Annotated in this window: 18 protein-coding genes; 12 read left to right on the top strand and 6 right to left on the bottom strand. The window is 37.7% G+C overall.

The features are described from left to right. The first annotated feature begins 161 nt into the window (after window positions 1-161). The 4 genes from ABR854_RS00520 to ABR854_RS00505 all read left to right on the top strand — a co-directional run bounded on the left by ABR854_RS00520 (window position 162) and on the right by ABR854_RS00505 (window position 7,858). Window positions 162-3,578: a transglutaminase family protein gene (locus ABR854_RS00520; protein WP_350263390.1), complete on the top strand. Its 3,417-nt coding sequence runs from the start codon at window positions 162-164 to the stop codon at window positions 3,576-3,578. 343 nt (window positions 3,579-3,921) lie between these two features. Beyond that, complete coding sequence (locus tag ABR854_RS00515) at window positions 3,922-6,483, top strand: circularly permuted type 2 ATP-grasp protein (RefSeq protein WP_350263389.1); 2,562 nt, start codon at window positions 3,922-3,924, stop codon at window positions 6,481-6,483. Continuing rightward, window positions 6,473-7,342, top strand: a complete 870-nt coding sequence (locus ABR854_RS00510) for a transglutaminase family protein (RefSeq protein WP_350263388.1) — start codon at window positions 6,473-6,475, stop codon at window positions 7,340-7,342. The genes ABR854_RS00515 and ABR854_RS00510 overlap by 11 nt, the downstream gene beginning before the upstream one ends. Window positions 7,343-7,351: 9 nt before the next feature. Next, a complete protein-coding gene (locus ABR854_RS00505; RefSeq protein ID WP_350263387.1) occupies window positions 7,352-7,858 on the top strand; it encodes a GNAT family N-acetyltransferase in 507 nt (168 codons plus the stop codon). Between the two features lie 71 nt (window positions 7,859-7,929). Here ABR854_RS00505 and ABR854_RS00500 read toward each other — a convergent pair whose 3' ends face one another. Beyond that, complete coding sequence (locus ABR854_RS00500; RefSeq protein ID WP_350263386.1) at window positions 7,930-8,769, bottom strand: endonuclease/exonuclease/phosphatase family protein; 840 nt, start codon at window positions 8,767-8,769, stop codon at window positions 7,930-7,932. 149 nt (window positions 8,770-8,918) lie between these two features. Here ABR854_RS00500 and ABR854_RS00495 point away from each other — a divergent pair, with 149 nt between their 5' ends. Together ABR854_RS00495 and ABR854_RS00490 are read left to right on the top strand one after the other, a co-directional pair. Next, entirely contained in the window at window positions 8,919-10,241 is a 1,323-nt protein-coding gene (locus ABR854_RS00495; RefSeq protein WP_350263385.1) for an alpha-L-fucosidase, read from the top strand. A 140-nt stretch (window positions 10,242-10,381) separates the two neighbouring features. Beyond that, window positions 10,382-11,200: a DUF3298 and DUF4163 domain-containing protein gene (locus ABR854_RS00490; protein WP_350263384.1), complete on the top strand. Its 819-nt coding sequence runs from the start codon at window positions 10,382-10,384 to the stop codon at window positions 11,198-11,200. A gap of 79 nt (window positions 11,201-11,279) precedes the next feature. Here ABR854_RS00490 and ABR854_RS00485 read toward each other — a convergent pair whose 3' ends face one another. From ABR854_RS00485 to ABR854_RS00475, 3 genes are all read right to left on the bottom strand, one after another. Continuing rightward, window positions 11,280-13,733 carry a zinc-dependent metalloprotease gene (locus ABR854_RS00485; protein ID WP_350263383.1) on the bottom strand — a complete coding sequence of 818 codons (2,454 nt, stop codon included), beginning with the start codon at window positions 13,731-13,733 and terminating at the stop codon, window positions 11,280-11,282. A 216-nt stretch (window positions 13,734-13,949) separates the two neighbouring features. Further along, window positions 13,950-14,387, bottom strand: coding sequence for an IS200/IS605 family transposase (gene tnpA, locus ABR854_RS00480; protein ID WP_350263382.1), 438 nt, complete (start codon window positions 14,385-14,387; stop codon window positions 13,950-13,952). A gap of 176 nt (window positions 14,388-14,563) precedes the next feature. After that, on the bottom strand, window positions 14,564-15,154 hold the full coding sequence (locus tag ABR854_RS00475; RefSeq protein WP_350263381.1) for a DUF1684 domain-containing protein: 591 nt from the start codon (window positions 15,152-15,154) through the stop codon (window positions 14,564-14,566). Between the two features lie 127 nt (window positions 15,155-15,281). Here ABR854_RS00475 and ABR854_RS00470 point away from each other — a divergent pair, with 127 nt between their 5' ends. After that, the gene (locus ABR854_RS00470) at window positions 15,282-15,869 is read left to right on the top strand and encodes a riboflavin synthase (protein ID WP_350263380.1); all 588 of its coding nucleotides are present in this window, start codon (window positions 15,282-15,284) and stop codon (window positions 15,867-15,869) included. 274 nt (window positions 15,870-16,143) lie between these two features. Here ABR854_RS00470 and ABR854_RS00465 read toward each other — a convergent pair whose 3' ends face one another. Then, window positions 16,144-17,427, bottom strand: coding sequence for a citrate synthase (locus ABR854_RS00465; RefSeq protein ID WP_350263379.1), 1,284 nt, complete (start codon window positions 17,425-17,427; stop codon window positions 16,144-16,146). A gap of 322 nt (window positions 17,428-17,749) precedes the next feature. On the opposite strand from ABR854_RS00465, the gene ABR854_RS00460 reads away from it, so the two are divergent. The 4 genes from ABR854_RS00460 to ABR854_RS00445 all read left to right on the top strand — a co-directional run bounded on the left by ABR854_RS00460 (window position 17,750) and on the right by ABR854_RS00445 (window position 22,952). Continuing rightward, complete coding sequence (locus ABR854_RS00460; RefSeq protein WP_350263378.1) at window positions 17,750-18,493, top strand: LytR/AlgR family response regulator transcription factor; 744 nt, start codon at window positions 17,750-17,752, stop codon at window positions 18,491-18,493. A 108-nt stretch (window positions 18,494-18,601) separates the two neighbouring features. Continuing rightward, on the top strand, window positions 18,602-20,509 hold the full coding sequence (locus ABR854_RS00455) for a histidine kinase (RefSeq protein ID WP_350263377.1): 1,908 nt from the start codon (window positions 18,602-18,604) through the stop codon (window positions 20,507-20,509). 4 nt (window positions 20,510-20,513) lie between these two features. Beyond that, a complete protein-coding gene (locus tag ABR854_RS00450) occupies window positions 20,514-22,460 on the top strand; it encodes a histidine kinase (RefSeq protein ID WP_350263376.1) in 1,947 nt (648 codons plus the stop codon). Between the two features lie 144 nt (window positions 22,461-22,604). Next, a complete protein-coding gene (locus tag ABR854_RS00445; RefSeq protein WP_350263375.1) occupies window positions 22,605-22,952 on the top strand; it encodes a LytR/AlgR family response regulator transcription factor in 348 nt (115 codons plus the stop codon). Between the two features lie 181 nt (window positions 22,953-23,133). Here ABR854_RS00445 and ABR854_RS00440 read toward each other — a convergent pair whose 3' ends face one another. Next, a complete protein-coding gene (locus ABR854_RS00440; protein ID WP_350263374.1) occupies window positions 23,134-23,907 on the bottom strand; it encodes an AMP nucleosidase in 774 nt (257 codons plus the stop codon). 114 nt (window positions 23,908-24,021) lie between these two features. Here ABR854_RS00440 and ABR854_RS00435 point away from each other — a divergent pair, with 114 nt between their 5' ends. Then, on the top strand, window positions 24,022-24,474 hold the full coding sequence (locus tag ABR854_RS00435; protein ID WP_350263373.1) for a type I restriction enzyme HsdR N-terminal domain-containing protein: 453 nt from the start codon (window positions 24,022-24,024) through the stop codon (window positions 24,472-24,474). The last annotated feature ends 2 nt before the right edge of the window (window positions 24,475-24,476 follow it).

Raw genomic sequence — 24,476 nt, 5'->3', positions numbered from 1 at the left:
CCAACTAAAAGAACTCTAAATTTTCCATTATCAATTCTCAACTAAAATCTTGCACTAATCCACCCAAAAATATTATTTTTCAAGGGTTTTTACTTATTTATTTACAAATTTCTTTTTTTTCTTTTATATTGACATAGTTGATTCTAAGCCTTAAATACACTATGTCTATAAAAGTTGCCATTTCACATAAAACAGCCTACAAATTTGATAGGAGTGTTAGTCTCTCACCGCATATTTTTCGTTTGCGACCCGCCGCTCACTCACGAACTGCTATCGAAGGATACTCATTTAAGATTCTCCCCGAAAATCATTTTATTAATTGGCAGCAAGACCCTTTCGGTAATTATCAAGCAAGGGTGGTTTTTCCAGAAAAAACGACCGAATTACGCATCGAAGTAGAGGTAATTGCACGTTTGCAAGTCATTAATCCGTTTGATTTTTTTGTAGAAGAATACGCCGAAAAGTTTCCTTTCAAATACGAAACTACACTTCAAAAAGAACTTGTGCCTTATTTAGAAACAAAAGATATTGGCGAAAAAACACAGCATTTTATCGACCAAATGTCTATTCAAAAAGGCATCAATACCGTTGATTTTTTGGTATATGCCAATCAGCAAGTTTATAATGCTCTCAAATACAATATTCGATTAGAAACTGGCGTACAAAATTGTGAAGAAACTCTCACGCTCGGTAGCGGTTCGTGCCGAGATTTTGCTTGGCTTTTGGTACAAGTCTTGCGTAGTTTTGGACTGGCCACTCGCTTTGTTTCGGGTTATTTAGTACAACTCGCACCCGACGTAAAATCGCTCGATGGCCCATCTGGTCCTGAAAAAGATTTTACTGACTTACACGCTTGGGTAGAAACTTACGTGCCAGGTGCAGGTTGGATTGGCCTCGACCCAACTTCAGGGCTCTTTGCCAGCGAAGGACACATTCCGCTCAGTTGTACGCCTGATTATGCCAGTGCCGCCCCCGTAACTGGAGCAACCGATGTCTGCGAAGTTAGTTTTGAGTTTGATAATAGTGTTTTCAGAATTCACGAAAATCCACGAGTTACCAAACCTTACACCGAACAACAATGGAACAAGGTAATGGAAGTGGGAAATGTGGTTGAAAAAGACCTCATCGAGGGCGATGTCAGACTAACAATGGGCGGTGAGCCAACTTTCGTTTCGATTGATGATTTTGAATCACCTGAGTGGAACTCAACTGCCGACGGCCCACTCAAACGTAAATTGGCTTATGATTTAGTTCTTCGCCTCAAAAAACGCTTTGCTCATGGTGGTTTATTACATTTCGGACAAGGGAAATGGTATCCAGGCGAGTTGTTTCCACGTTGGCAATATGCACTTTATTGGAGAAAAGACGGTCTGTCAATTTGGAAAAACGATGATTTAGTCGCCAAAGAAGGCGAAACAAAATTTACTTTTCACGATGCCGAACGCTTTGCGATTGAGCTAACAAAATATTTAGGTATCGACCCCAAAAACCTCATGCCAACTTACGAAGACCCAATCTATTGGGCTTTAGAAGAAGGTAAATTACCAGTAAATCTTGACCCGCTGGCGGTTAATCTGAAAGATTCGATTCAGCGACATACACTCGCAAAATTGCTTGAAAAAGGCTTAAATAACCCTTCTGGCTTTGTTCTACCCATTAAATGGGCACATGAAGCCTCTCGTTGGACAAGTTGCGTATGGGAATTCCGCCGTCAGCAATGTTATTTAATTCCTGGAAATTCCCCAATCGGATTACGTTTGCCTTTAGAATCTTTACCAAAAACTTCAAAACTCAAACGTGAGCATCCAGTCGAAAGAAGTTTGTTTGAAGAACTACCACCTTTAGGAGATTTCTATCAGTCGCTCGAAGAACGATACGGAACAACTTCTCCTAATTATAAAGCTCCCGAAAAGAAAGTTTCGGAAGAAGAAAGCGAAGAAAAAGAAAACTCGGGCGACGCTTCGCTACTTTTTGAAATTGATACATTTTCAACGGCTTTGTGCGTAGAAGAGCGTGACGGAATTATTTATGTTTTCCTCCCTCCTACCGATTATCTCGAAACATATCTCGATATGGTGGCTTCGGTAGAAACTACCGCCGAAAAACTCCAAATGCCAGTCAGAATTGAAGGCTACACACCAAAATCTGATTATCGCATCGAAAAAATGATGGTAACGCCCGACCCTGGGGTTATTGAGGTAAACGTGCATCCTGCGAAATCTTGGCAAGAAATTGTCGATAATACAACTGCTCTTTACGAAGAAGCTTTTTTTGCTCGTCTTGGTACAGAAAAATTTATGGTTGATGGCCGACATACAGGTACAGGCGGAGGAAACCACGTAACAATCGGGGCATCAAAACCCGAAGATAGTCCGCTACTTCGCCGACCAGATTTATTGCAAAGCTTAATTACTTATTGGCAGCATCACCCAGCATTGAGTTATCTTTTTGCGGGGCCATTTATCGGGCCGACGAGCCAAGCTCCACGCATTGACGAAGGCCGAGACGAACGCCTTTATGAAATGGAAATTGCTTTTGAGCAAATTCCCGAAGACAAAGAAGTACCTTTTTGGATGGTTGACCGTATTTTCAGAAATTTATTGACAGATATTACAGGAAATACCCACCGAACGGAGTTCTGCATCGATAAATTATACTCACCCGATTCATCAACAGGTCGTCTCGGAATTTTGGAATTGCGGGCATTCGATATGCCACCTCACAAACACATGAATTTGGTTCAAAACCTCTTGGTTCGTGCGTTGGTAGCGAAATTTTGGAAGAAACCTTACAAGAAAAAACTCATCAGATGGGGAACAGAACTGCATGATAAATTCTTGCTACCGCATTTTGCATATTTAGATATGATTGATGTCGTAAACGACCTAAAAGATGCGGGTTATGACTTCGATATTTCGTGGTTTGACCCATTTTTTGAGTTTCGTTTTCCTTTTCATGGCGGAATTACAGTCGATAATATTCAACTTGAAATCAGACTTGGAATTGAACCGTGGCACGTTTTGGGCGAAGAACTATCCAATTCTGGAACAGCTCGTTTTGTTGATTCATCACTCGAAAGATTACAAGTAAAAGTTTCTGGAATTGTTCCAGAACGCCATATTTTGCTCTGCAAAGGCTGTCGAATTCCGCTAAGAAGCACAGGAATAAAAGGCGAATATGTGGCAGGAATCCGATATAAAGCGTGGAATCCACCATCAGCATTGCACCCTAATATTGGCGTTGATGCCCCTTTAGTTTTTGATATTGTTGACACTTGGAATAACCGAATTATTGGTGGTTGTACTTATTTTGTGGCTCATCCAGGCGGACGAAGTTTTGATACTTATCCTGTGAATAGTTACGAGGCAGAATCTCGGAAAATTAGCCGCTTCTGGGATTTTGGGCATACGCCTTCGAGTACGATTGAACAAACTGCACCGATTTTCGATACGCCAACGGTTTCGAGATTTGTAGCTCAAACAAAAACTGACCTCAAGCCCGATACGCCGATTGAATTAGTAAATCCAGAATATCCAAATACCTTAGATTTAAGGCATTTTTGGAAAGCTAAAAAATAGAAATATTGTAGGGGTTCTAAATTATTAGTTGCTAAATTATATTGTGCACAAATAGTTTCCCCTCCTTTTTAAGGAGGGGTGCCTGACGCAGTCGGCGGGGTGGGTATAGGCATTGAATTTATGACAAAGAAGCATCAACAGCCTTTAACCACCCCGTCAAAATTCGACTTCGTCAGAATTTTGCCACCCCTCCTTGAAAAAAGGAGGGGAAATTAAAAAAAAGTATTTACTAAGTACAAATACTCAAAACCATCATTAAGCATTTTATTCGTTTAATTCAAGAATTTATTGGTTTTTTCCACTTAAAAAGCATTATTTTGTGAATGACCTTTAAAAGTAGTAAATGACAGAAAATTTATCTTTGAGCCTGCTCAATTCATATAAAAAAACAATCAACTCCTATGATGAAGTTATTGACCATAATGGTCAGGTAAAACCTCATTGGCGAAGCCTTTTCGACACTTTGGAGTCAATTGGTATGGAAGAATTAGAGCTTCGTAACCAAGAAATCATCAATAAGCTCAAAGAAAATGGTGTAACTTATAATGTTTATAATGCGGATAATGGCGGAAATCGTGCGTGGAAACTCGACCCGATTCCGTTTTTGATTCATCAGAAAGAGTGGCAAAATATCGAAAAAGGGCTTAAACAAAGAGCTACTTTGCTTGATTTGATTCTGAAAGATATTTACGGGCCGCAATTATTGATAAAAAAGAATATCATTCCAGCCGAATTGGTTTTCGATAATTCAGGCTTCCTGCAACCTTGCTTTGATGTCAAGCAAAAACTTCAAAATCAACTATTGATTTATGCTTGCGACATGGCTCGTGGACCAGATGGCAAAATGTGGCTGCTGGATAACAGAACTCAATCGCCTTCGGGTTCGGGTTATGCTCTTGAAAACCGCACCGTTATGGCAAAGGTTTTCCCCGAACTTAATAAAAACATTTACAGAAACAGGCTTTCGCCCTATTTCAATCATTTACAACAGACAGTTGCAACACTTGGCAATCTTTCTAACGAAAACCCTAATGTTGTATTCTTAACCCCTGGTGCGGGCAACGAAACTTACTTCGAGCATGTTTATCTTTCTTCCTATTTAGGTTACACGCTCGTACAAGGCAGTGATTTATTGGTGAGAGATGGCTTTGTTTGGCTAAAATCAATCGATGGCTTGGAGCGTGTGGATGTGATTATCCGACGTGTGGATGACGAATGGTGTGACCCTCTCGAACTCCGACAAAATTCGCTTTTGGGAGTCCCAGGTTTGCTGCAAGTTATGCGAATGGGCAATGTGGCAGTTGTAAATCCACCAGGTGCAAGTGTTGTCGAAAACTACGGTTTGCTGGCTTTTATGCAAAATGCCTGTAAATTTCTGCTCGATGAACCATTACAGATGAATTCGGTAGCAACTTGGTGGTGCGGACAAACCAAAGAATTGAACTTCGTTCTCAACAATTTGCACCGACTAATCATCAAAAAAGCCAATCGTAAGCAAGGTTTTAAATCGCTCTACGGAAGGCAAATGAGTAAAGAAGAATTAGAAAGACTTCGTAAGATGATTCTGCAAAGTCCGAAAGATTTTGTGGCTCAAGAAGAAGTAAGTCTTTCTACAACCCCTTCGTTGATTGATGGAAAATTAGTGCCTCGTTTTGCAGCAATCCGTACCTTTTTAGTATCGGATGGCAATGACTATAAAGTCATGCAAGGCGGACTCACTCGTAGCTCGCCCGTAAAAGACAAGTTTGTAATCTCTAATCAATTGGGTGGATTATCGAAAGACACTTGGATTGTTACTGATACACCAACTGAGCATTACGAACGCATAGTTGTGCGAAAAACGTCAAGTAATCAGCACAATAACTCGCTTACGAGTAGAAATGCCGAGAATTTATTTTGGGTCGGACGCTTATTTGAGCGAACAATGGCTTTGACAAGTTTCTTGAGGATTGTACTTGACCGCCTCAACGAAAACGTGAACGATAAAGGCAAAAAACAGCAAGAATACCTGGTAGTTTTGTTTAAGTCAATCACACACTTAACTTGGACTTACCCTGGTTTTACCGATGAAGAAGATGATTCGATATTGGAAAACCCTGAGCCTGAATTATTTAGTTTAATCAACGATACAAAAAAAGTTGGTTCAGTGGCATACAATATTCAATCTTTTCTGCGTACTTCAAATCAAGTGAGCGATAAGTGGAACGTGGAAACTCGCCGAATTTTAAACCTAATTGAAGACAATCTGCAATCGCTCAAAGATTCGCACAGTATCAACCAAGTAAGTCATAGTTTAGATAAACTTTATACCCGACTTTTCGCTTTTTATGGTAATATCTTCGAGACGCTTCCACGTGATAGTGGTTTTTACTTGTTCGAAGCTGGTAAAAATATTGAGCGAATTTTATCACACGTATCGGTACTTAGGTCTGCTTTCAGCTTTAAAAATAAAGACGTCGTAGAAGCCGTTTTGATGGAAGCTGTTTTAGAAAACCATCATTTATTGGCTCAGTATCGGCATATTTATAAATCACATTGGAGCTTGGTGGCGGTGCTAAATATGGTTTTCTTAGAAACAAACTTGCCTTATACGTTGGCGTCTTTGCTTGATGCCTTATCGAATTGTTTATCGAAATTACCAAAAAACATTGACTCGAATCGACTAAACATTGCCGAACGTACTGTTTTAGAAGCCAGCACACTCGTAAAACTTTTTGATGCCGAAAGCATGATAAAAGCAGATGAAGATACGCACTATCGTACAGAACTCGACAAGACCTTAGAACAGGTTTTCGACTTGATTTCTAACGTTACGGGCAATCTTGCAAGCTTATACTTCAATCATTCGGTCATACAACATTCGTTTTTAGATACCATTGAAAAAATAAATTCAGATGAAATATAAGCTACGACACCAAACGGTCTATACTTATGTAAATCCTGTTGATAATTACCAAAGTGTGCTTTGTTTAGAACCTCTGACTTTGCCCACTCAGCTATGCCACAACTTTGATTTAACGATTGAGCCTCAGCCAATAAAAGTTTATGACCGCACAGATTTTTTTGGTAATACACAGCATTATTTTTCTTTGCACGAGTCGCATAAAGTATTGAAAGTTATTGCATCAAGTGAGATTGAGATTTTGCCGAAAACTACAGTTACAATCAGCTCAATAACTTGCGAAGAAGCTAAATTGAGATTTCAGAATGATAATGCTCTAAAAATTGAGGTTTTGCAATACCAACTGCCCAGTCAGTTTATCAAATGGGACGATGAAATTAAGGCTTTTGCCGAAACTTGTCTTTCGCCGAGTACGCCACTTTTTGAGGGTGTAAGTAAACTTTCTGCCAAAATTTTCCACGAATTCCAATTCAAATCAGGTTTTACGAGTGTTAATACTCCTCTTAAAACTGTTCTGAAAGAACGTAAAGGTGTTTGTCAAGACTTTTCCCATTTGGCCATTGCTTGCTTGAGAAGTGTTGGTTTGGCGGCTCGCTACGTGAGTGGCTATATCGAAACAATTCCGCCAAAAGGAAAGCCCAAATTGCAAGGCTCAGATGCCTCACACGCTTGGATTTCGGTTTATATTCCAGAAATGGGTTGGTGCGAATTTGACCCAACCAATAACCTAATTCCGAGCGATAAACACATAATCACTGCTTATGGTCGAGATTATGCCGATGTTGCTCCACTCAAAGGAATTATTTTTAGTTCAGGCGAGCATAAAGTGGGCGTTGAAGTTGATGTGATTCGTGAAGATTGATGTAAAGCAATGATAGAAACTGAACGTTTGATTCTTCGCCCTTTAACTTACGAGCAACTGCTTAAATATGGCAAGTCTGATAATTCTTTAGAAGAAGAACTTAATCTCGAAAAATCTCCGAGAAGTATATCTCCCGAACTCCGTGAAGCCCTCGACTACGGCATTATACCGAATGTAGCGGACGAGACTCAAAACTACCTTTTTTCTACCCTTTGGACAATAATTTTGAAAGAAAGCAACAGAATGGTAGGTGATGTGTGTTTCAAAGGCGAACCCAACATTGATGGCGAAATCGAAATCAGCTACGGAACACACTTTGAGTTTAGACGAAAAGGCTACATGACCGAAGCAGTTAGCGAAATGCTCAAATGGGCAAAAAAACAACCCGATGTGAGAAAACTTTTGGCTAATACCGAAAAAAGAAACTTTTCTTCGCAGCGTGTGCTACGCAACAATGGCTTTTCACAAATTGTAGAAGCCGATGGGATTATTTATTGGGAAATTAGGGTGAAATAAAAACTAAATCGTCTTCGCTTTCATTGCCGTCAGTTGAAACTGACGGCAATGATTTTTTATTCAAAAGTTTTCTAATTCAACACCACCTTCACCACAACTGGCTGATGGTCAGATGGATAGCGTTGCTCAAATGAATCAGTCAAAACACCGTATTTTAATACAGTTACTTGCTTACTCGTAAAAATATAGTCAATTCGATTCTTTAATGGGGCATCAAATTTAAAACCGTTAAATGTTCCTTCAGGGCCATAAGCTGGCGTTTGTGAAACTTGTTTAGAATCGCTCAATAGCGTTTGAATGTGCTGAATCTGCTCAGTTTCGGGCGTAGAATTAAAATCTCCTGTTAGAATTACGGTTGCATCTTTAGCAATTTCTTGAATTTTCTTCACCATCAGCTTTCCTGATTCACGGCGTGCAACAACCCCTTGGTGGTCAAAATGCACATTGAAGACATAAAAGCTCTTTTTGGTCATTAAATCTTTGAATTTTATCCATGAACAGATACGATTGCAGCAAGTGGCATCCCAACCTTTGCCTGGCACATCAGGGGTTTCGCTCAACCAAAAATCACCCGATTCTAAAACTTTAAAGCGAGATTTACGGTAAAAAATCGAAGAATGTTCTCCGCCTTGCTTGCCATCGTCACGGCCATTGCCAAGAAATGCAAAATCGCCCATTTCGGCAATATCATCAAGTTGTCCACGCAAGCCTTCTTGAATACCGAAAATATCAAACTCATGAAAACGAATCAGTCCTTTTACCAATTCTTTTCTATTTGGCCAAGCATTAATTCCGTCATTTTGAGTATTGTATCTTAGGTTGTAAGAAGCAATGGTGATTGGTGTTTTTTTCTGAGCGAATAAGTTGAGTGTCATGAAAGACATGAGGAAGAATAGAATACTTTTTTTCATTATACTGAGGTTTTGTCATAGTTTTATTCCACAAAAATAGGACAATTTCTGAAAGTTTTATGTGTCAATCGAATTAAGATATTATTAGCAGATTATTAATCGTATTTTCTATTTTTGTACTCTTAAACCTTATCCAATTTATTATTCAAATGAAAAGAATCCTCCTTTTACTCTTCATCACCAGTTTTTCTTTTGCCCAAACCCCTAAACCTTACGGAGTAACCCCATCAGCCGATCAAGTAAAATGGCATAATATGGAATATTACGCTTTCATTCACTTTGGTCCAAATGCGTTTACTGATAAAGAATGGGGCGATGGCACCGAAAAAGAAGAGATTTTTAACCCAACCCAACTCGACTGCCGTCAATGGGCAAGAATCTGCAAAGCAGCAGGTATGAAAGGCATTATTTTGACAGCTAAGCACCACGATGGTTTTGCGTTATACCCAAGTAAATATTCGACACACACCGTTAGAGAGTCGAAATGGAAAGATGGTAAAGGAGATGTTTTGAAAGAACTTTCAGCCGCTTGCAAAGAATATGGCCTAAAAATGGGACTTTATATTTCTCCGTGGGACAGAAATCATCCAACTTATGGTACACCCGAATACAACCAAGTATATGTAAATATGCTCAAAGAAATCACGACTCAGTATGGCGATTTATTTGAGGTTTGGTTCGATGGAGCAAACGGCGAAGGGCCAAATGGCAAACGCCAAGTGTATGATTTTCCTTTGTTTAACAAAACCGTAAAAACCTATCAACCACATGCTTTGATTTTTAGCGATGCTGGCCCTGATATTCGTTGGGTTGGAAACGAAAATGGTTTTGCGGGCGAAACTTGCTGGGCAACCATCAATGGAGATAAACTCTTTCCTGCTTATGACAAACCGGCACACTTAAATGTTGGTGATGAAAAAGGAACTCATTGGATTCCTGCCGAATGTGATGTTTCGATTCGTCCAGGTTGGTTTTACCATAAAAACGAAGATAATAAAGTAAAAACCGACAAAGAATTGATGAATATTTGGAATAAATCGGTGGGGCGTGGTTCAAATCTCTTATTGAATATTCCAGTTGATAATCGTGGCCTGATTCATGAAAACGATGAAAAAGCCTTGATGGATTTCAAGAAGATGAGAGATAATTATTTCAAAAATAATCTTTTAACTGCTGGTAATTTCAAAAAAGATTTCAGTAAAGATACCTACGATATTACGCTTACAAAGCCGCAAACTTTCAACTGCTTTGTAGTACAAGAAGATATTCGTTATGGGCAGAGAGTGAAAAAATTCTATGTACAGGCAAAACTCAATGGAGAGTGGAAAAACCTAACTTTTGCAACAACTATCGGGCATAAAAGAATTGTTTATTTCCCGACAACAACCGCCAAAGAACTCCGCATTGTGTTTGATGAAGCATTTGCAAAACCAATCATCTCAAATGTGGCTTTGTATAACACACCTGAGTAATTGGATTCAATAAATTATACCAATTGAAGGAGTTTCAATACTAATTTGAAACTCCTTTTATTTTACATTTATTCCTCAAAAAATAGAAATTCGTTTGAAAGATAATATCTTTGAAATTCAAATTTCTAAAACAAAAATCAATGAAAAAACTCCTCCTATTATTTGCTTCAATAATCGCTTTAGCGTCTTGTCAGAGTAAAAAAGAAACTACCACTACTGATACAGCCTCAGCCGAAATAAAAGTTGATAGCGTAACTTATAGCCTTAAAACTCCACCAAAAATCACGAAAGATGGCGATACCGTCATTACAAGTTTTAGCGTAAAATATCCTAAACTTGTGGGTGGAAATGAAGCTGTAATTAGCAAAATCAATGCTCAGATTGAACAAATGGTAAAAGACCAAACTTTTAGCATAGATGATACGGTGCAAACTACAAAAACAGGTTCACTCGAATCGCTTGCTAAAGGTTTTATGAAAGAATTTGAGTCTTTAGCAGCCGAAAATGATGATATGCCACTTATGGGTTGGGACTATGAAGGGTCGGGTGACACGCTCATGATTTCTCCAAAAGTGATTTCTATTTATTACCAAGTTTATTCGTTTACTGGTGGGGCTCACGGAAATTCTAACATCACTTATCTGAATTTCAATGCCCAAACTGGTGACTTGTTAAAACTTACCGACATGGTTTCGGATACGACTGCTTTGAAGAAAATTGCAGAGTTGAAATTTGAGAAAACTCAAAAAGAGTTTGCCAAAGACAATGATTTTGAATACAACAAGGAAGATTATTTCTGGGGGAATCCGTTCTTTTTACCAGCTAACATTGCTGTAACCAAAAATGGCTTACAGTTTTTATACAACCCTTATGAAGCAGCAGCTTACGCCGTAGGAACAATCTCGTTTGAGTTAACTTGGCAAGAATTAGGTGACATTGCTAAAAAGGAAATTAGGTAAAATAGTAAGTTAACAGTCCACGGTAAGAATAAAAAAGGCTTTCAAAAGTTTATTTTGAAAGCCTTTTCCCTGTCGGGAGTTACCATTCACACTCAGTTCCCAACCAATCATAACCAGATTCAATCGGCTGACCATCGGGTGGCGTAAGTGCATTTGATGAAATTACAGCTTCTGGGTTTTCTTCAAATTGCTTGATTTTTAATAGAGTCAATCTTGAAAAACCAGCATCATTGAAAAAACTTTCACCTAACATCTTTATATCATTAATGGCAGCATAGGCATTCATTCTTACCTCAGTTGCGGTTTCTTTATTATTTGCTAATTTCATTAGATGGTCAAGATACTGCATAGCTACCATTCTATCAATTTGTGCATAGTATGTATTTTCACCCATCCCTGGCTTTCTCCATAACCTTTTAGTCATTTCTTTCGTTATTTCCGAAAAAGTCGGCAAATCAGCGTTCAATACTCTTTGACTAACCAATCTCGAACAACGTTCTGGGTTTAAAATCATTCTTAAAGTCAGTCCAGCAGCGGCTTCAGCAGGAGCAAGTGGGTCGAATGCAAGGCCAGTATGACGTTTGAAAGTTTCTCTTGGATTTGCATCATATCTGAAAGCACGTGGAGGAATCATCTTCAAAATATGTTCAGGAACGGCCAAAAACTGAGGCGTTAGTGTAGCCATCAAAGCATTAAATGCTTCACGCTGTTTGGCAGCCGGTACAGGTTCGTAAACCATTTGTCCATCGCCACGCAAAGCGTAATTATAATCTGCTCCGCCCAAAACTTTTACAGTAGCTTCTACCTGAAAACGATGATACATATACATTGGCACCAAAACTTCTTCCAAATTGGCCATTGGTGTTGCCTTCGTGATTTTCTTTTCCGTAAATTCTTTTAAGGCAATTCTACGCAACTCCATTACTCTTTTCAATTCGGTAGTGGCATCTGCACCATTGTCCCACAAGTGCGTGGTCGGGCTCACCGAGCCTTCGGGGCGAGCATCTTGGTCGGTCAAGAAACGTAAGCCTTTACGAAGTGTATTTTGCACAATTTTCTCCAGCTCAGCTTTTTCATTCACATTAGGAGGAAAATCTTGGTAGCCCCAAATGATAGACGCTTTATCATAATCACCAATTCCCATAGAATAAGCTCGAGAAAGGTCGAATTTACCATTGGCATAATCAACCAAAGGATGCGGATAATCCATCACCGAAGCACGGCCAGCAATACTTGAAATATAATTATGCGGCAAACCCAATGTGTGTCCGATTTCATGAGCTGCCAACTGCTTCAAACGGTCGAGCGACATTTGCATGATTTCTTTTACTTTTGACGAATCTGTTTCATAATTACCCAAGAATCCTTGTGCAATCAAAAAGTCTTGACGTACACGCAACGAACCGAGCGTAACCTTTCCTTTTAAAATCTCGCCAGTTCTTGGGTCGATGATGCTCGCTCCATACGACCATCCTCGTGTACTGCGATGCACCCATTGAATGAGATTATAGCGAATATCCATCGGGTCAGCATCAGCAGGTAACAGTTTCACTTGAAAAGCATCTTTATAACCAGCCGCTTCGTAAGCCTGATTCCACCAAGCACCACCTTCCATCAATGCCGAACGGATGGGTTCGGGAGCACCTGGGTCCATGTAATAGATAATTGGCTTGACGGCCTCACTAATCATGGATGTTGGGTCTTTTTTCTGCAAACGATGGCGAGAAATGTATCTTTTTACAATCGGCTCACTGATTGGTGTGGCATAATCAAAATATTCGATACCATTGTAACCAATGCGTGGGTCGTATTCTCTGGCCTTGAACTCATATTTTGACAAATCGGGCAATTCTACAAACGAATGATGCTGATTCATGGTTACGATTGAAGCCGTTGGCACAACATCACGGAGATATTGTCCTGCATTTTCGCCTGTAAGCGTAATGGTCATTTCAAACTCCGTATTTTTCGGAAAGCTTTTGCAATGTGGTAAATAAACCGTACTTTTGGAAGCATCAAAACGGTAAGTTCCTTGTCGAGTACGAGCAATGTCTTGGGCAGCACCAACGGCATCTTGCAATAGGAAAGGGGTTAAATCGACCAAAACTTTACCATTACTTTCGGCTTTTACATCAAAACCAAAATGCACCGATTTGGCAAAAGATTCCTCAACTGCTCGGCGTTCGAGTGGGTCGTTTGAAATGGCTCGGTAAGAATAATTTGGTTCAACCATCAATACTTTATTGCCTGTACGTTGAAACTTTACGACGTGTTCTTGCCCTAAGCGACCACGGTCAAGGCCAATATCATTTGAGCCAACTCCTTGGGCAAGTGAAGGATAATAGAGCAATTCTGTTTCGAATTTATCAATTTCGAGCCAAATTTTATTTTCTTTGGCATTCCAGTAAAAGGTCAAGAAACCTTCTTTTTTTTCCATTCCAGCCGTAAAGGCTTCGATGGTTTTAAGTTCTTGCGAAAACGCCAACGAACTAATTATTAGAAATATTAAGGTTTTGATGAAGTGTTTTTTCATAGATTTCTATGGTTTGGTTTGATGAATTTTGGTTTGTTTTAGAATCAATTGGGTTTTATTACAGCGAATAAATTCGCAGACCAAAGGAACAAAGGAATAATATACTTTGCATTATTTTCGGACTTAAGTCCGAAAAGTAAAATAAGACATCAATCCTTCGTTCCCTCAGTCGGTGATTTCAATCACCGAAAAATTACGGAATACATTATGCTAAAATTAATCTGACTCATCCTCCTCCGAATACTCCTCAAACATTTTCAATTCATCTTCCAAAGAATTGAAAGCGTGATGAGATTCTTGATTGAAAATATATTGATTTACTTTTCCAAATAATTGTGGACTCACGGCAATTGCACCGTAACCATCTTGCCACTCAAAATGTGTATTTAGCAAACTTTGTTCGTTTAACCATCGAGAAGACTCTCCTTTAATTTGTTTAATCACATCTGCCACACATTGTGTTGGACTAAGACTTATTAGACAATGCAAATGGTCTTCTACACCATTAATTATTCTAATTTTTATGCCTTTAATTACTGCATTTTCACGAATATGGTCAAGTAAAGGATAACGAACCTTATTAGTCAGTAAAGGTTCTCGATTTTTAGTTGTCCAAATCAAATGAATATGCAACGCAATGTAGTTCCGTTTCATTTTCTTATAATTTACAGCAAATGTTGTTTGTATTTTATCAAAATCACCCATTGAAATGGGTGTCTAACAGAACAAAGGAATAATTTTCAGTTACGGACTTGAAGTCCGTAATTTATATGAATACAATTCCTTTGTTCTGTTAGACAGTGATTTCAATCGCTGTCTAAAAGACAAATTTACTCTTTATACTTCTTCTCTCCTGCCCTTATTTCGGCATCAATAAAATTCTCTTTTGGAGGAATTGGACAGATGTAACTCTCGTTATAAGCACAATAAAAATTATGAGCATTATTGAAGTCTATTTCTAATTTATCATCGTTTAGACTTTCTTTTGGAATATTGATAAAGCGGCCGCCGCCGTAAGTTTCTTTGCCACTCGTTAAATCTCGGAACGGAAATAAAAAATGTTCTCCTTCATCAAAAACATTTACAGTAAAGGTCTTTCCATTGACAGAAAATGTAGCAGTTCCTGCTTTTTTAATTTCTGTTTGCGAGCTATCAGTCATTAAAATCATTCCTTGTCCTGCACTTTCGATCTTAAATTCAGCATCAATGATAAAATTTTTATCAGCTTCAAAATATTTTATTCCCGAAAAATCTTTAAGTGAGGCTATCGGAGAATCATCTTCACTCGTCAAATTTTTCAGGAAAGTATCACGTTGTTTTTTTACAGTATCGGCATAGTTTTCTGACCCACTCAATGAATAAAACATAATTCCGATAATCCCGAGTACTATTATTACTAAAAAAACTTTGTTTTTAAACATATTTGCTTGATTTGTTTGTTATTAAATACATAGAACTAATCCTTACGCTAAGTTAGTAAATTTAGCAAAAAACTGTTCTTTTTCCGACCTTAATTTCCGTTATTCGCAGCTCAAAAATTAGATAATTATGTTTACAGGAATCGTAGAGGCTACGGCCAAATTAGTAGATATTCACACCGAAGGAACAAACCTTACTTTTACGTTTGAATCAAGCATTGCTCATGAATTAAAAATCGACCAAAGTGTATCGCACAATGGGGTTTGTTTGACAGTTGTTGAGTTGGAGTCAACTTTTTATAAAGTAACCGCAATTGATGAAACCCTCAAAAAGACAAATTTAGGTAAACTAAAACTTGGTGATAAAGTAAATTTAGAGCGTTGCATGCCTGCCAATGGCCGATTTGATGGGCATATCGTACAAGGTCACGTTGACCAAACAGGCGTATGTACGGCCATCGAAGACCAAAATGGAAGCTGGTTAATTTCGTTTGAGTACGAGGCAGCAAACAATAATATTACGGTAGAGAAAGGCTCTATTTGTGTCAATGGCGTGAGTTTGACAGTTGTAAACTCAAAAGATAATGGTTTTAGTGTGGCTATCATTCCATATACTTGGGAACATACCAATTTCCATCAGTTGAGTGTAGGAAGTATAGTAAATCTTGAATTTGATATTCTGGGAAAATATATGCAGAAGATTTTGGCGAGGAAATAAATCTCGAGTATTCTTTAATAAAATACAAATTCATTGCCGTTTGCTTTAGCTGACGGACGAATACAATAAAGAAGACAATATGGCTTCAGCCAAAACTTGTATTTGGCTAAAGCCGTATTTTGATGTCATTTTAGTACCGTCGGCAATAAATTATTTTAGCCCAGAATTAAAACACAAAAATGGGAAGCATTTCTGCTTCCCATTTTTTATATAAAATCATAATCAATTGATTATCAAATACTAATAACCAGTCAAACAATAACTAATCACAGAATCAACGCTCTGCCATTGGCACAAATGGACGGTCAGTAGCACCAGTGTAAATCTGACGTGGACGACCGATTGGCTCTTTGTTAGCTCTCATTTCTTTCCATTGAGCAATCCAGCCTGGAAGACGCCCCAAAGCAAACATTACCGTAAACATATTCGTCGGAATACCCAACGCACGGTAGATAATACCAGAGTAGAAGTCAACGTTTGGATATAACTTTCTTGAAACGAAATAATCATCGTGTAAAGCTGCTTCTTCTAAGCCTTTAGCAATTTCAAGAACTGGGTCGTTTACGCCTAATTTACCCAAAATATCATCAGCTGCTTTTTTAATGATTCTGGCACGTGGGTCGAAGTTCTTGTAAACACGGTGTCCGAAGCCCATCAAGCGGAAACCTGAGTTTTTATCTTTTGCTTTGTTTACAAACTTCATTACATCGCCGCCATCAGCCTTGATTTCTTCAAGCATCTCGATTACCTCTTGGTTTGCTCCACCATGAAGTGGCCCCCAAAGTGCCGAAATACCAGCCGAAATTGACGAATAAATATTTGCTTTTGAAGAACCAACCAAACGCACTGTCGAAGTTGAGCAGTTTTGTTCGTGGTCAGCATGAAGAATCAATAATTTATTTAATGCTGCCGAAACGATTGGGTCAACGTGATAGTCTTCAACTGGCAGTGAAAACATCATGTGCAAGAAGTTTGAGCAATAATCCAAAGAATTTTTTGGATAATTGATCGGGTGTCCGTGCGATTTTTTGTAGCACCAAGTAGCCAAAGTTGGGAATTTAGCCAACAAACGAATGATGTGCGTCTCAGTACGGTCTGGAGCTTTATCATCATACGAATCTGGGTAGAAACCACTCATAGCACTTACCAACGACGACATAACGCCCATTGGGTGTGCATTTACTGGGAAACCATTGAAAATTCGACGCATATCTTCGTTCACAATAGTATGCGTACGAATATCGTTTTCAAATTTGTTGTATTGCTCAGTAGTTGGCAATTCGCCATAGATTAACAAATAAGCAACTTCTAAAAAATTAGCCTTTTCAGCAAGGTCTTCAATCGAGTATCCACGATAATGCAATATTCCTTTTTCACCGTCCAAAAACGTAATGGCACTTTTTGTAGCACCTGTGTTTTTGTAACCGCTATCAATAGTAATATAGCCTGTCTCGTCACGAAGTTTTGCAATGTCAATTGCTTTTTCGCCTTCTGTACCCTCGATGGTGGGATATTGGTAAGATTTACCGTCAAGTATTATTTCTGCTGTACCAGCCATAAGAAACATTTAAGATTATGCGGTTGCCGCCCAGCGGAGTACCGCCTGTTTGTATTATTGAATTTCGCTGATGAATAATTTTGTTAATTCGGTGACAATATTAATAAAAAAACTGCAAAAACTATCAGTCACCAAAAAATATTTGTTATAACAACAATAATTTAATACACAGTTTTCTGATTATTATACTATTTTGCAATTATAGGTACTTTTATAACTTATACAACTTCAACCGAGCATAAAAAGTTTGCTCAATTTCTATAGATATTTATAAATTCAGTTTTTTTTTGTAGCTTCACTTTCTCGAAAAAAAAATAAAAATATGCTAACCGCCATTCTGATTGACGACGAAAAAGGGTGCTTAGATTCCCTTGAAATTGAACTACAAACTTACTGCCCCGATGTAAAGGTTTTAGCTAAATGCCAATCTGCCGAAAAGGCACTTAATGTACTTGAAACGTTGATTCCTGATATGATTTTTCTGGACATCAGCATGCCTCAAATCAATGGTTTTGATTTCTTATTAAAAATTCCGAAAATAAATTTTGAGGTCATTTTCTGTACGGCTTATGATGCCTTTGCTCTGACAGCCTTTGAGTTTTGTGCGATTGACTATCTACTAAAACCCGTATCAAAAGAAAAACTCGTTCGGGCCGTAGATAAGGTTCGTCAGAAACAACACAAGCAAGTTGATTTGCAAAATTTGGAACTCCTTTTGGCCAATATGAGAGGTGGTATTCACCATAAACCAAATGTGGCTGTGCCAACTCCCGAAGGACTGGAGTTTATTTCAATCACTGATATTATCTATGCCGAAGCCGACGGAAACTATTCAAGAATTTACATGACTAACAAAGAAAAAATTCTGATTTCTCGAACGCTCAAAGATTTAGAGGCTCTGCTCTCTAATCATCCATTTGTCAGAATCCATCAATCGTACTTGGTCAATATGGCTTATATAAAGAAATATGTCAAAGGTGAAGGTGGCTACGTGGTAATGAATAACGGAGCAACATTGCAGGTTTCGAGAGCTAATAGAATCAAGTTGATGGATTTGGTGAGATAGGGATAAGAATTGAGAATTGAGAATTGAGAATTGAGAATTATATGCTTTATTATCAATTAATTACAAAATATTTAGTGTGTAAAATTTTGACTTAATACTTACTTGCAGTTGAGAAAACTCCTCATATTTTGCTGGTTTTTTAGCCTAAATCACAGTTTTGCACAAAAAACTGTACCAATAAATCTTTCTCAAAATTTGAATAATAATGGTCGGGTTTCTTTACAATCAAATACTTTACTTTTCATAGATTCTACAAGTAAACTTTTATTACAAAATATTGATAATAAGAACTTTAAACCACTAAACACCTTCTCTTTTCAGAAGCTTTCTACCGAATATTATCGCTACAATTTTTGGTTAAAATTTACGGTTAATAATCCTACTGACAGCATCATTGATGCTTTATTTACAACCGGCGTACATAAAAGTGTTGATGTGTTCAGAAAAGTTGGAAAGAATTACACCAAACTCCAATCGACGAATCAAACCTTACGTCCGAACGAGCGTCCTTATAAATTTGATGAATCCTATTTGCCCTTGAAATTTGAGCCAAAACAAAGTTATGAGCTGCTGGTGAAAGTTACGGAGCATCCTCAGCTTTATTTCAAACTTACCCCCAAACTGGTAAGCTATGCCGCCGAATATGAAGATAAAATAAGGGCATTTGATGATGAATACATTTACTTTGTGCATGATGGTATATACATATCAATTTTGCTTTTTGTGGCAACTTATATGTTCATTATGTTTTTTGTTGAGCGAAAACGCTACTATCTATACTACGGCTTTTATTTATTTTTTTTAGTGCTTTTTGCTTTTTGGGCAGTCGAACATTCGCCTTATATTCAATTGATTTTCAGTCACTTACCCATCTTAAAGTTTTCTGCCAACAACAATACTTATTTACTAATTACCAATATTTTTTATTATTTATTTCACTACGAATTTCTTGATTTGCCCAAAATTGCCCCAAAGTTTAGCAGAGTTTTGGTCTTTTATATCAAAGTACTCGTTGGCTTATTGATTATTGACACTTTCATTAATTTTATCTTACAAAATTACTCCCTGGGTGGCCTACTCTGGATTGCCACTCAACCAATTATTGCCATTTTTGGCATATATGGCACAATTCAGCTTTACAGGCTTAAAGGGCCTTTTATTCGCTACATTCAAATCGGGAGTACGGTGCTGCTTTTCGGAGCTTTGATTGGTTTTCTGGAGCAACTTTTGCAAATCAAGCCATCGGATAATGTTTTGATGCGACTCGCTCCGAGTTTTGGCCTAAATTATGCCGTTTTAGTTGAAATTTTTTGTTTTTCGATGGCTCTGGCCTACAAAACTTGGCTTTCACAACGTAATCGCAATCAACTAATTCGCTCAATCAAAGAATCAGAATTACGAACTTTACGCTCACAAATTAATCCCCATTTTATTTTCAATAGTCTCAATTCGATTAAAGCCTATATTCTGAAAGACCGCCAACTCGAAGCCTCAGAATATTTGACCGATTTTTCGACTTTAATACGAGCAATTTTGCAACAATCAAAAGTAAAATTTATAACATTGAGCGAAGAACTCGAAACGACTTTACTCTACGTAAAGCTCGAAAATCTCCGTTTTGAAAATGGATTTACTTTTAATTTTTCAATAGACGAAAGCATTGATACCGATGAAATACTGATTCCGCCAATGCTTTTTCAGCCCTATCTCGAAAATGCTATCAAACATGGATTGATGAGCAAAAACGACGACAGAATATTGAATTTAAGCATTAAACAAAAAACGAAAGAAGAACTTTTAATAACAATTGATGATAATGGAATTGGGCGAGAACAAGCATCGTTACAGCGAAAAAATACGCTTAAACACCAGTCAATGGGTATGAGTATCAATGATGAACGAGTACAGCTTTTGGGAGTAACCAACGACTTGCATATTTCGATAAAAATCATTGATAAAAATTCAAACAAGGGAATTTCGGAAGGAACAACCGTAGAAATTAATTTACCAATTTGAGATTTTGAAACACTTAAAGTATCATATTCAGTGGCTATTCAGCAAAGAAGTTTCATTCCGAATCTTCTGCACGCTCTTGTATATACTTTTTAATTGTTTATCTGGGTTTTCACAAATACAATTACGAGGGCAGCTCAAAAAAGATGCTTTTGTTCATTTTTCTTCAGAAGCATCGCTTTTTGTTGATTCATCAGCAAATATGACATTACAAGAAATTCCGCAACAAAAATTTCGACGATTAACTAATTTTTCCATTCAAAAAAGCCTGATAAAAGGCTATAAATATAATTATTGGCTTAGATTTGAGGTTGAAAATTTAAGTAATGATACACTTGATTTACTGCTCACCACAGGTTTTCATCAAGCTACATTATTATATATTGTACGGCAAAATAAACTCATAAAAATTAGTGAAGCACAAGAAAAATTCAGTAAAAATCAACGCCCATTTCGTTCCGATGACCAGTATATTCCTGTGCGTTTTCTACCCAAAAGTAAGAATCAATTTTATGCAAAAATCAATGATTATCCACGAGAAGACTTTTCGATTCAAATAGTTTTGTGTAATCGGGCAACGGCAAATCTGCACAAACTTAATGCTTTTTATAACGAATACATTTATCTGATTGCTTACGGGTTTCTGATTTCGGTTTTGCTTTTTGTGGCCTTGTTTGTATTTATGTTTTATCTGCTCGACCGCCAAGTTTACTATCTCTACTATGCTGCTTATACTATTTCAATCGGACTTTTTAATCTTTGGGAATATGAACATTCGCCGTACATTCATCTGATTTTCAACCAATTACAGTTTTTAAAGTTTACAGGAAACAGTAATATTTATGTTTTGCTGACGCATATTTTTTACTTTCTATTCATTTTTGAATTTCTCGAACTCAAAAACCATTTTCCATTACTTGCAAAGATTTTCCGTTGGGTAATTATCAGTTTATCAATCTTTTTGTTGGGAGATATTTTTGTTTTATTCGTACTTAAACGTCTGGATTGGAGTACAGAAATGTACTGGTTTTTTCAGGATATTTTCCCTGTACTTAATATCGTTCTTTTGTTTATGATATTTAGAGCAAAAGGGCGAGTAGCTCGGAATATCCAAATCGGTAGTACATTTCTAATGATTGGCGGCTTAGCGGGTTTTCTGACGCACTATTTCGATAAATCTCAACTGGTGCTGCTCCGAATCGACCCAAGTCTTTTGTTTGCAGCTGGTACATTGCTCGAAATTTTCTTTTTCTCGGTAGCTATCGGAATCAGAAGTTATAATGTGCAGAAAGAGCAAAAATCACTACAAAAATCAATCATGGAATCGGAGTTGCGAACGTTACGCTCTCAAATAAACCCGCATTTTGTTTTTAATAGTCTAAACTCTATCAAAAGTTATATTCTGACGCACCGCCCAACCGAGGCATCAGAATATCTGACCGATTTTTCGACACTCATGCGGGCAACACTACAATATTCTAAAGAACAATTAATTACACTAAAAGACGAACTCGAAATCATGCTGCTCTACATCAGTCTTGAAAAACGTCGTTTTGAAGAAAACTTTTTATTTAATTTTGAGTTTGACCCAAAGATAAAGACTGATGAAATAATGATTCCGCCAATGCTTTTGCAGCCTTACATCGAAAACGCTATCAAACACGGGCTAATGAATAAAGATGGTTTCAGGATTTTGACTTTAAAAGTACAAAACGAAAACTCAGTATTTATAAAAATTGAAATTGAAGATAACGGAATCGGACGAGAAAAAGCCTCTTTATTGAAGAAAAATACGCCTAAACATCAGTCAATGGGCATGAGTATCAATGAAGAACGCATTGATTTACTGAGTAAAACCAATGATTATATGATTGATGTCCAGATTGAAGATAAAATATCGAAGAAAAAAACAGCGGAAGGTACTAAGGTAGTTATACGTATTCCGATAGCGTAAAAATACCACTCAATAAAAAAAAGTACCGCCAAATAATAACTCAAACCTACCAAATATCCACCAAACCTACCAAATACTAAATGCAACTACCATCATAATTTCTTTCTTGGCAACTTTGCTGTATCAATTACAAACCAAAAAGCCATGAAAACTTTCTTTACAAAACCGAACTTTTGCGACCCTCAACTCATTTGGTTTGACCACGGAAAAACCTGCATCCGCCCCGAAGAAGTGGTGTATTTAAGTAGTCTCGAAAACTATACGGAGTTTCATTTAAAATGTGGCAAAAAAGTAGTTTCTTCTCGCACGCTCAAAATTCATGAAACCCAATTGATAGCCAAAGGGCAGTTTGCTCGTGTCCACCGAAAATTTATGCTCAATTTACAGTATCTTCAACAAATCGAACGCAACGGCGAAGAACACATTGCACTTTTAACAACTGGCGATAAAATCATTGTTTCAAGACGACAAGCAAAAAAATTCAATAACTAAAGAAGTCTTTCTTTTTAAACACGTGGTATGATTTCGACTAAATACTTATGCCAAATCATTCCATGTGTTATTTTTGGTTACTGGAAAATTAGTTACTGGATTTTGGGAATCTCATAATCAAGCGTTTATTCGTAAACGCACGGGCGACCCCGTCGTCATTTGAATAATTCTTAATTAATACTTACTCAAATCTCAAGTGTTTCACTGACTCTCCTGAGTTTGCCAATTCGTTCAACGAATCAATTCCGATTTGTAAATGTCTTTCTACAAAAGCTCCTGTTACTTTCTTATCACTTTCTTCGGTTTTCACACCATCTGGGATCATTGGGTTATCAGATACCAATAATAATGCTCCGTGAGGAATAGCATTGACAAAACCTACTATAAAAATCGTAGCAGTTTCCATATCAATGGCCATTGCACGAAGTTCACGCAAGTAATCTTTGAAAGCCTCATCGTGTTCCCATACTCGACGGTTAGTTGTATAAACTGTGCCAGTTTGATAGTCTAATTCGTGCTTTTTAATCATCGAACTAACAGCTCTTTGTAAGCGAAACGATGGCAACGCTGGAATTTCAGGGCGAGCATAATCATTACTTGTTCCTTCGCCTCTAATAGCTGCAATTGGTAATATCAAATCTCCGAGTTTGGTTGATTTTTTTAAACCACCCACTTTGCCTAAGAAAAGAACCGCCTTTGGCATCACGGCCGTCAGCAAATCCATCACGGTTGCAGCTACTGCACTGCCCATTCCGAAATTGATAATAGTGATATTTCCTGCGGATGCAGTTTGCATAGCTCGGTCACGACCTTTTACTTCTACTCCGAATTTCTCGGCAAACATTTCTACATAATTGCCAAAATTGGTCAATAATATATAAGGTCTAAATTCTTCGAGCGGAGTGCCAGTGTAGCGAGGCAACCAGTTTTTTACGATTTCTTCTTTTGTCTGCATAATTTAATTGCTATAAATTTGTTGTGAAATCCTGTAACGTTCATTACAGGATATTAGAGTACCCAACCCAAAAATTACAACAATAGTTCCAACGTACCAAAACTTTTCTTTAGCATGCACCAACTCAACCTTCCAAGCTACGTTTATAAAATGAAAGAAACGGACGGAAAAACTTATATTTTTGATGCAATTCGCAAGAAATATTTGTTGCTTACACCCGAAGAGTGGGTACGGCAGCATTTCATTAATTTATTATTAAATCATTACAACTACTCAAAAAGTCTTTTGCGGCTCGAAGGTGGGCTATCTTATAATAAATTACAAAAACGTACTGATATTGTTGTGTTTGATAATGAAGGGAACCCTTTTCTATTGGTTGAATGCAAAGCGGCCGATGTACCCATCAATCGGGCTGTAATTGAGCAGGCTTCTCGTTATAATCTCACGATGCGATGCCCTTTTTTAGTAGTTACCAACGGAATAAGCACATTTTGCTTCAAAATCAACTTTGAAACTGGTAAATATGAACAACTGAAAGACCTCCCAAAGTCTGGGGTTGATAGTTAAAA

The organism is Emticicia sp. W12TSBA100-4 (genome assembly GCF_040253585.1).
GTDB lineage: Bacteria > Bacteroidota > Bacteroidia > Cytophagales > Spirosomataceae > Emticicia.
This window is presented reverse-complemented; position numbering and strand designations above follow the sequence as displayed.

Bases quoted from the DNA above. Each gene is read 5' to 3' on its own strand.
- ABR854_RS00520 (WP_350263390.1), top strand. From the start codon at position 162: ATGTCTATAAAAGTTGCCATTTCACATAAAACAGCCTACAAATTTGAT.
- ABR854_RS00515 (WP_350263389.1), top strand. From the start codon at position 3,922: ATGACAGAAAATTTATCTTTGAGCCTGCTCAATTCATATAAAAAAACA.
- ABR854_RS00485 (WP_350263383.1), bottom strand. From the start codon at position 13,733: ATGAAAAAACACTTCATCAAAACCTTAATATTTCTAATAATTAGTTCG.
- ABR854_RS00445 (WP_350263375.1), top strand. From the start codon at position 22,605: ATGAAAACTTTCTTTACAAAACCGAACTTTTGCGACCCTCAACTCATT.
- ABR854_RS00495 (WP_350263385.1), top strand. From the start codon at position 8,919: ATGAAAAGAATCCTCCTTTTACTCTTCATCACCAGTTTTTCTTTTGCC.
- ABR854_RS00475 (WP_350263381.1), bottom strand. From the start codon at position 15,154: ATGTTTAAAAACAAAGTTTTTTTAGTAATAATAGTACTCGGGATTATC.
- ABR854_RS00440 (WP_350263374.1), bottom strand. From the start codon at position 23,907: ATGCAGACAAAAGAAGAAATCGTAAAAAACTGGTTGCCTCGCTACACT.
- ABR854_RS00460 (WP_350263378.1), top strand. From the start codon at position 17,750: ATGCTAACCGCCATTCTGATTGACGACGAAAAAGGGTGCTTAGATTCC.
- ABR854_RS00470 (WP_350263380.1), top strand. From the start codon at position 15,282: ATGTTTACAGGAATCGTAGAGGCTACGGCCAAATTAGTAGATATTCAC.
- tnpA (WP_350263382.1), bottom strand. From the start codon at position 14,387: ATGAAACGGAACTACATTGCGTTGCATATTCATTTGATTTGGACAACT.
- ABR854_RS00465 (WP_350263379.1), bottom strand. From the start codon at position 17,427: ATGGCTGGTACAGCAGAAATAATACTTGACGGTAAATCTTACCAATAT.
- ABR854_RS00505 (WP_350263387.1), top strand. From the start codon at position 7,352: ATGATAGAAACTGAACGTTTGATTCTTCGCCCTTTAACTTACGAGCAA.
- ABR854_RS00435 (WP_350263373.1), top strand. From the start codon at position 24,022: ATGCACCAACTCAACCTTCCAAGCTACGTTTATAAAATGAAAGAAACG.
- ABR854_RS00490 (WP_350263384.1), top strand. From the start codon at position 10,382: ATGAAAAAACTCCTCCTATTATTTGCTTCAATAATCGCTTTAGCGTCT.
- ABR854_RS00510 (WP_350263388.1), top strand. From the start codon at position 6,473: ATGAAATATAAGCTACGACACCAAACGGTCTATACTTATGTAAATCCT.
- ABR854_RS00500 (WP_350263386.1), bottom strand. From the start codon at position 8,769: ATGAAAAAAAGTATTCTATTCTTCCTCATGTCTTTCATGACACTCAAC.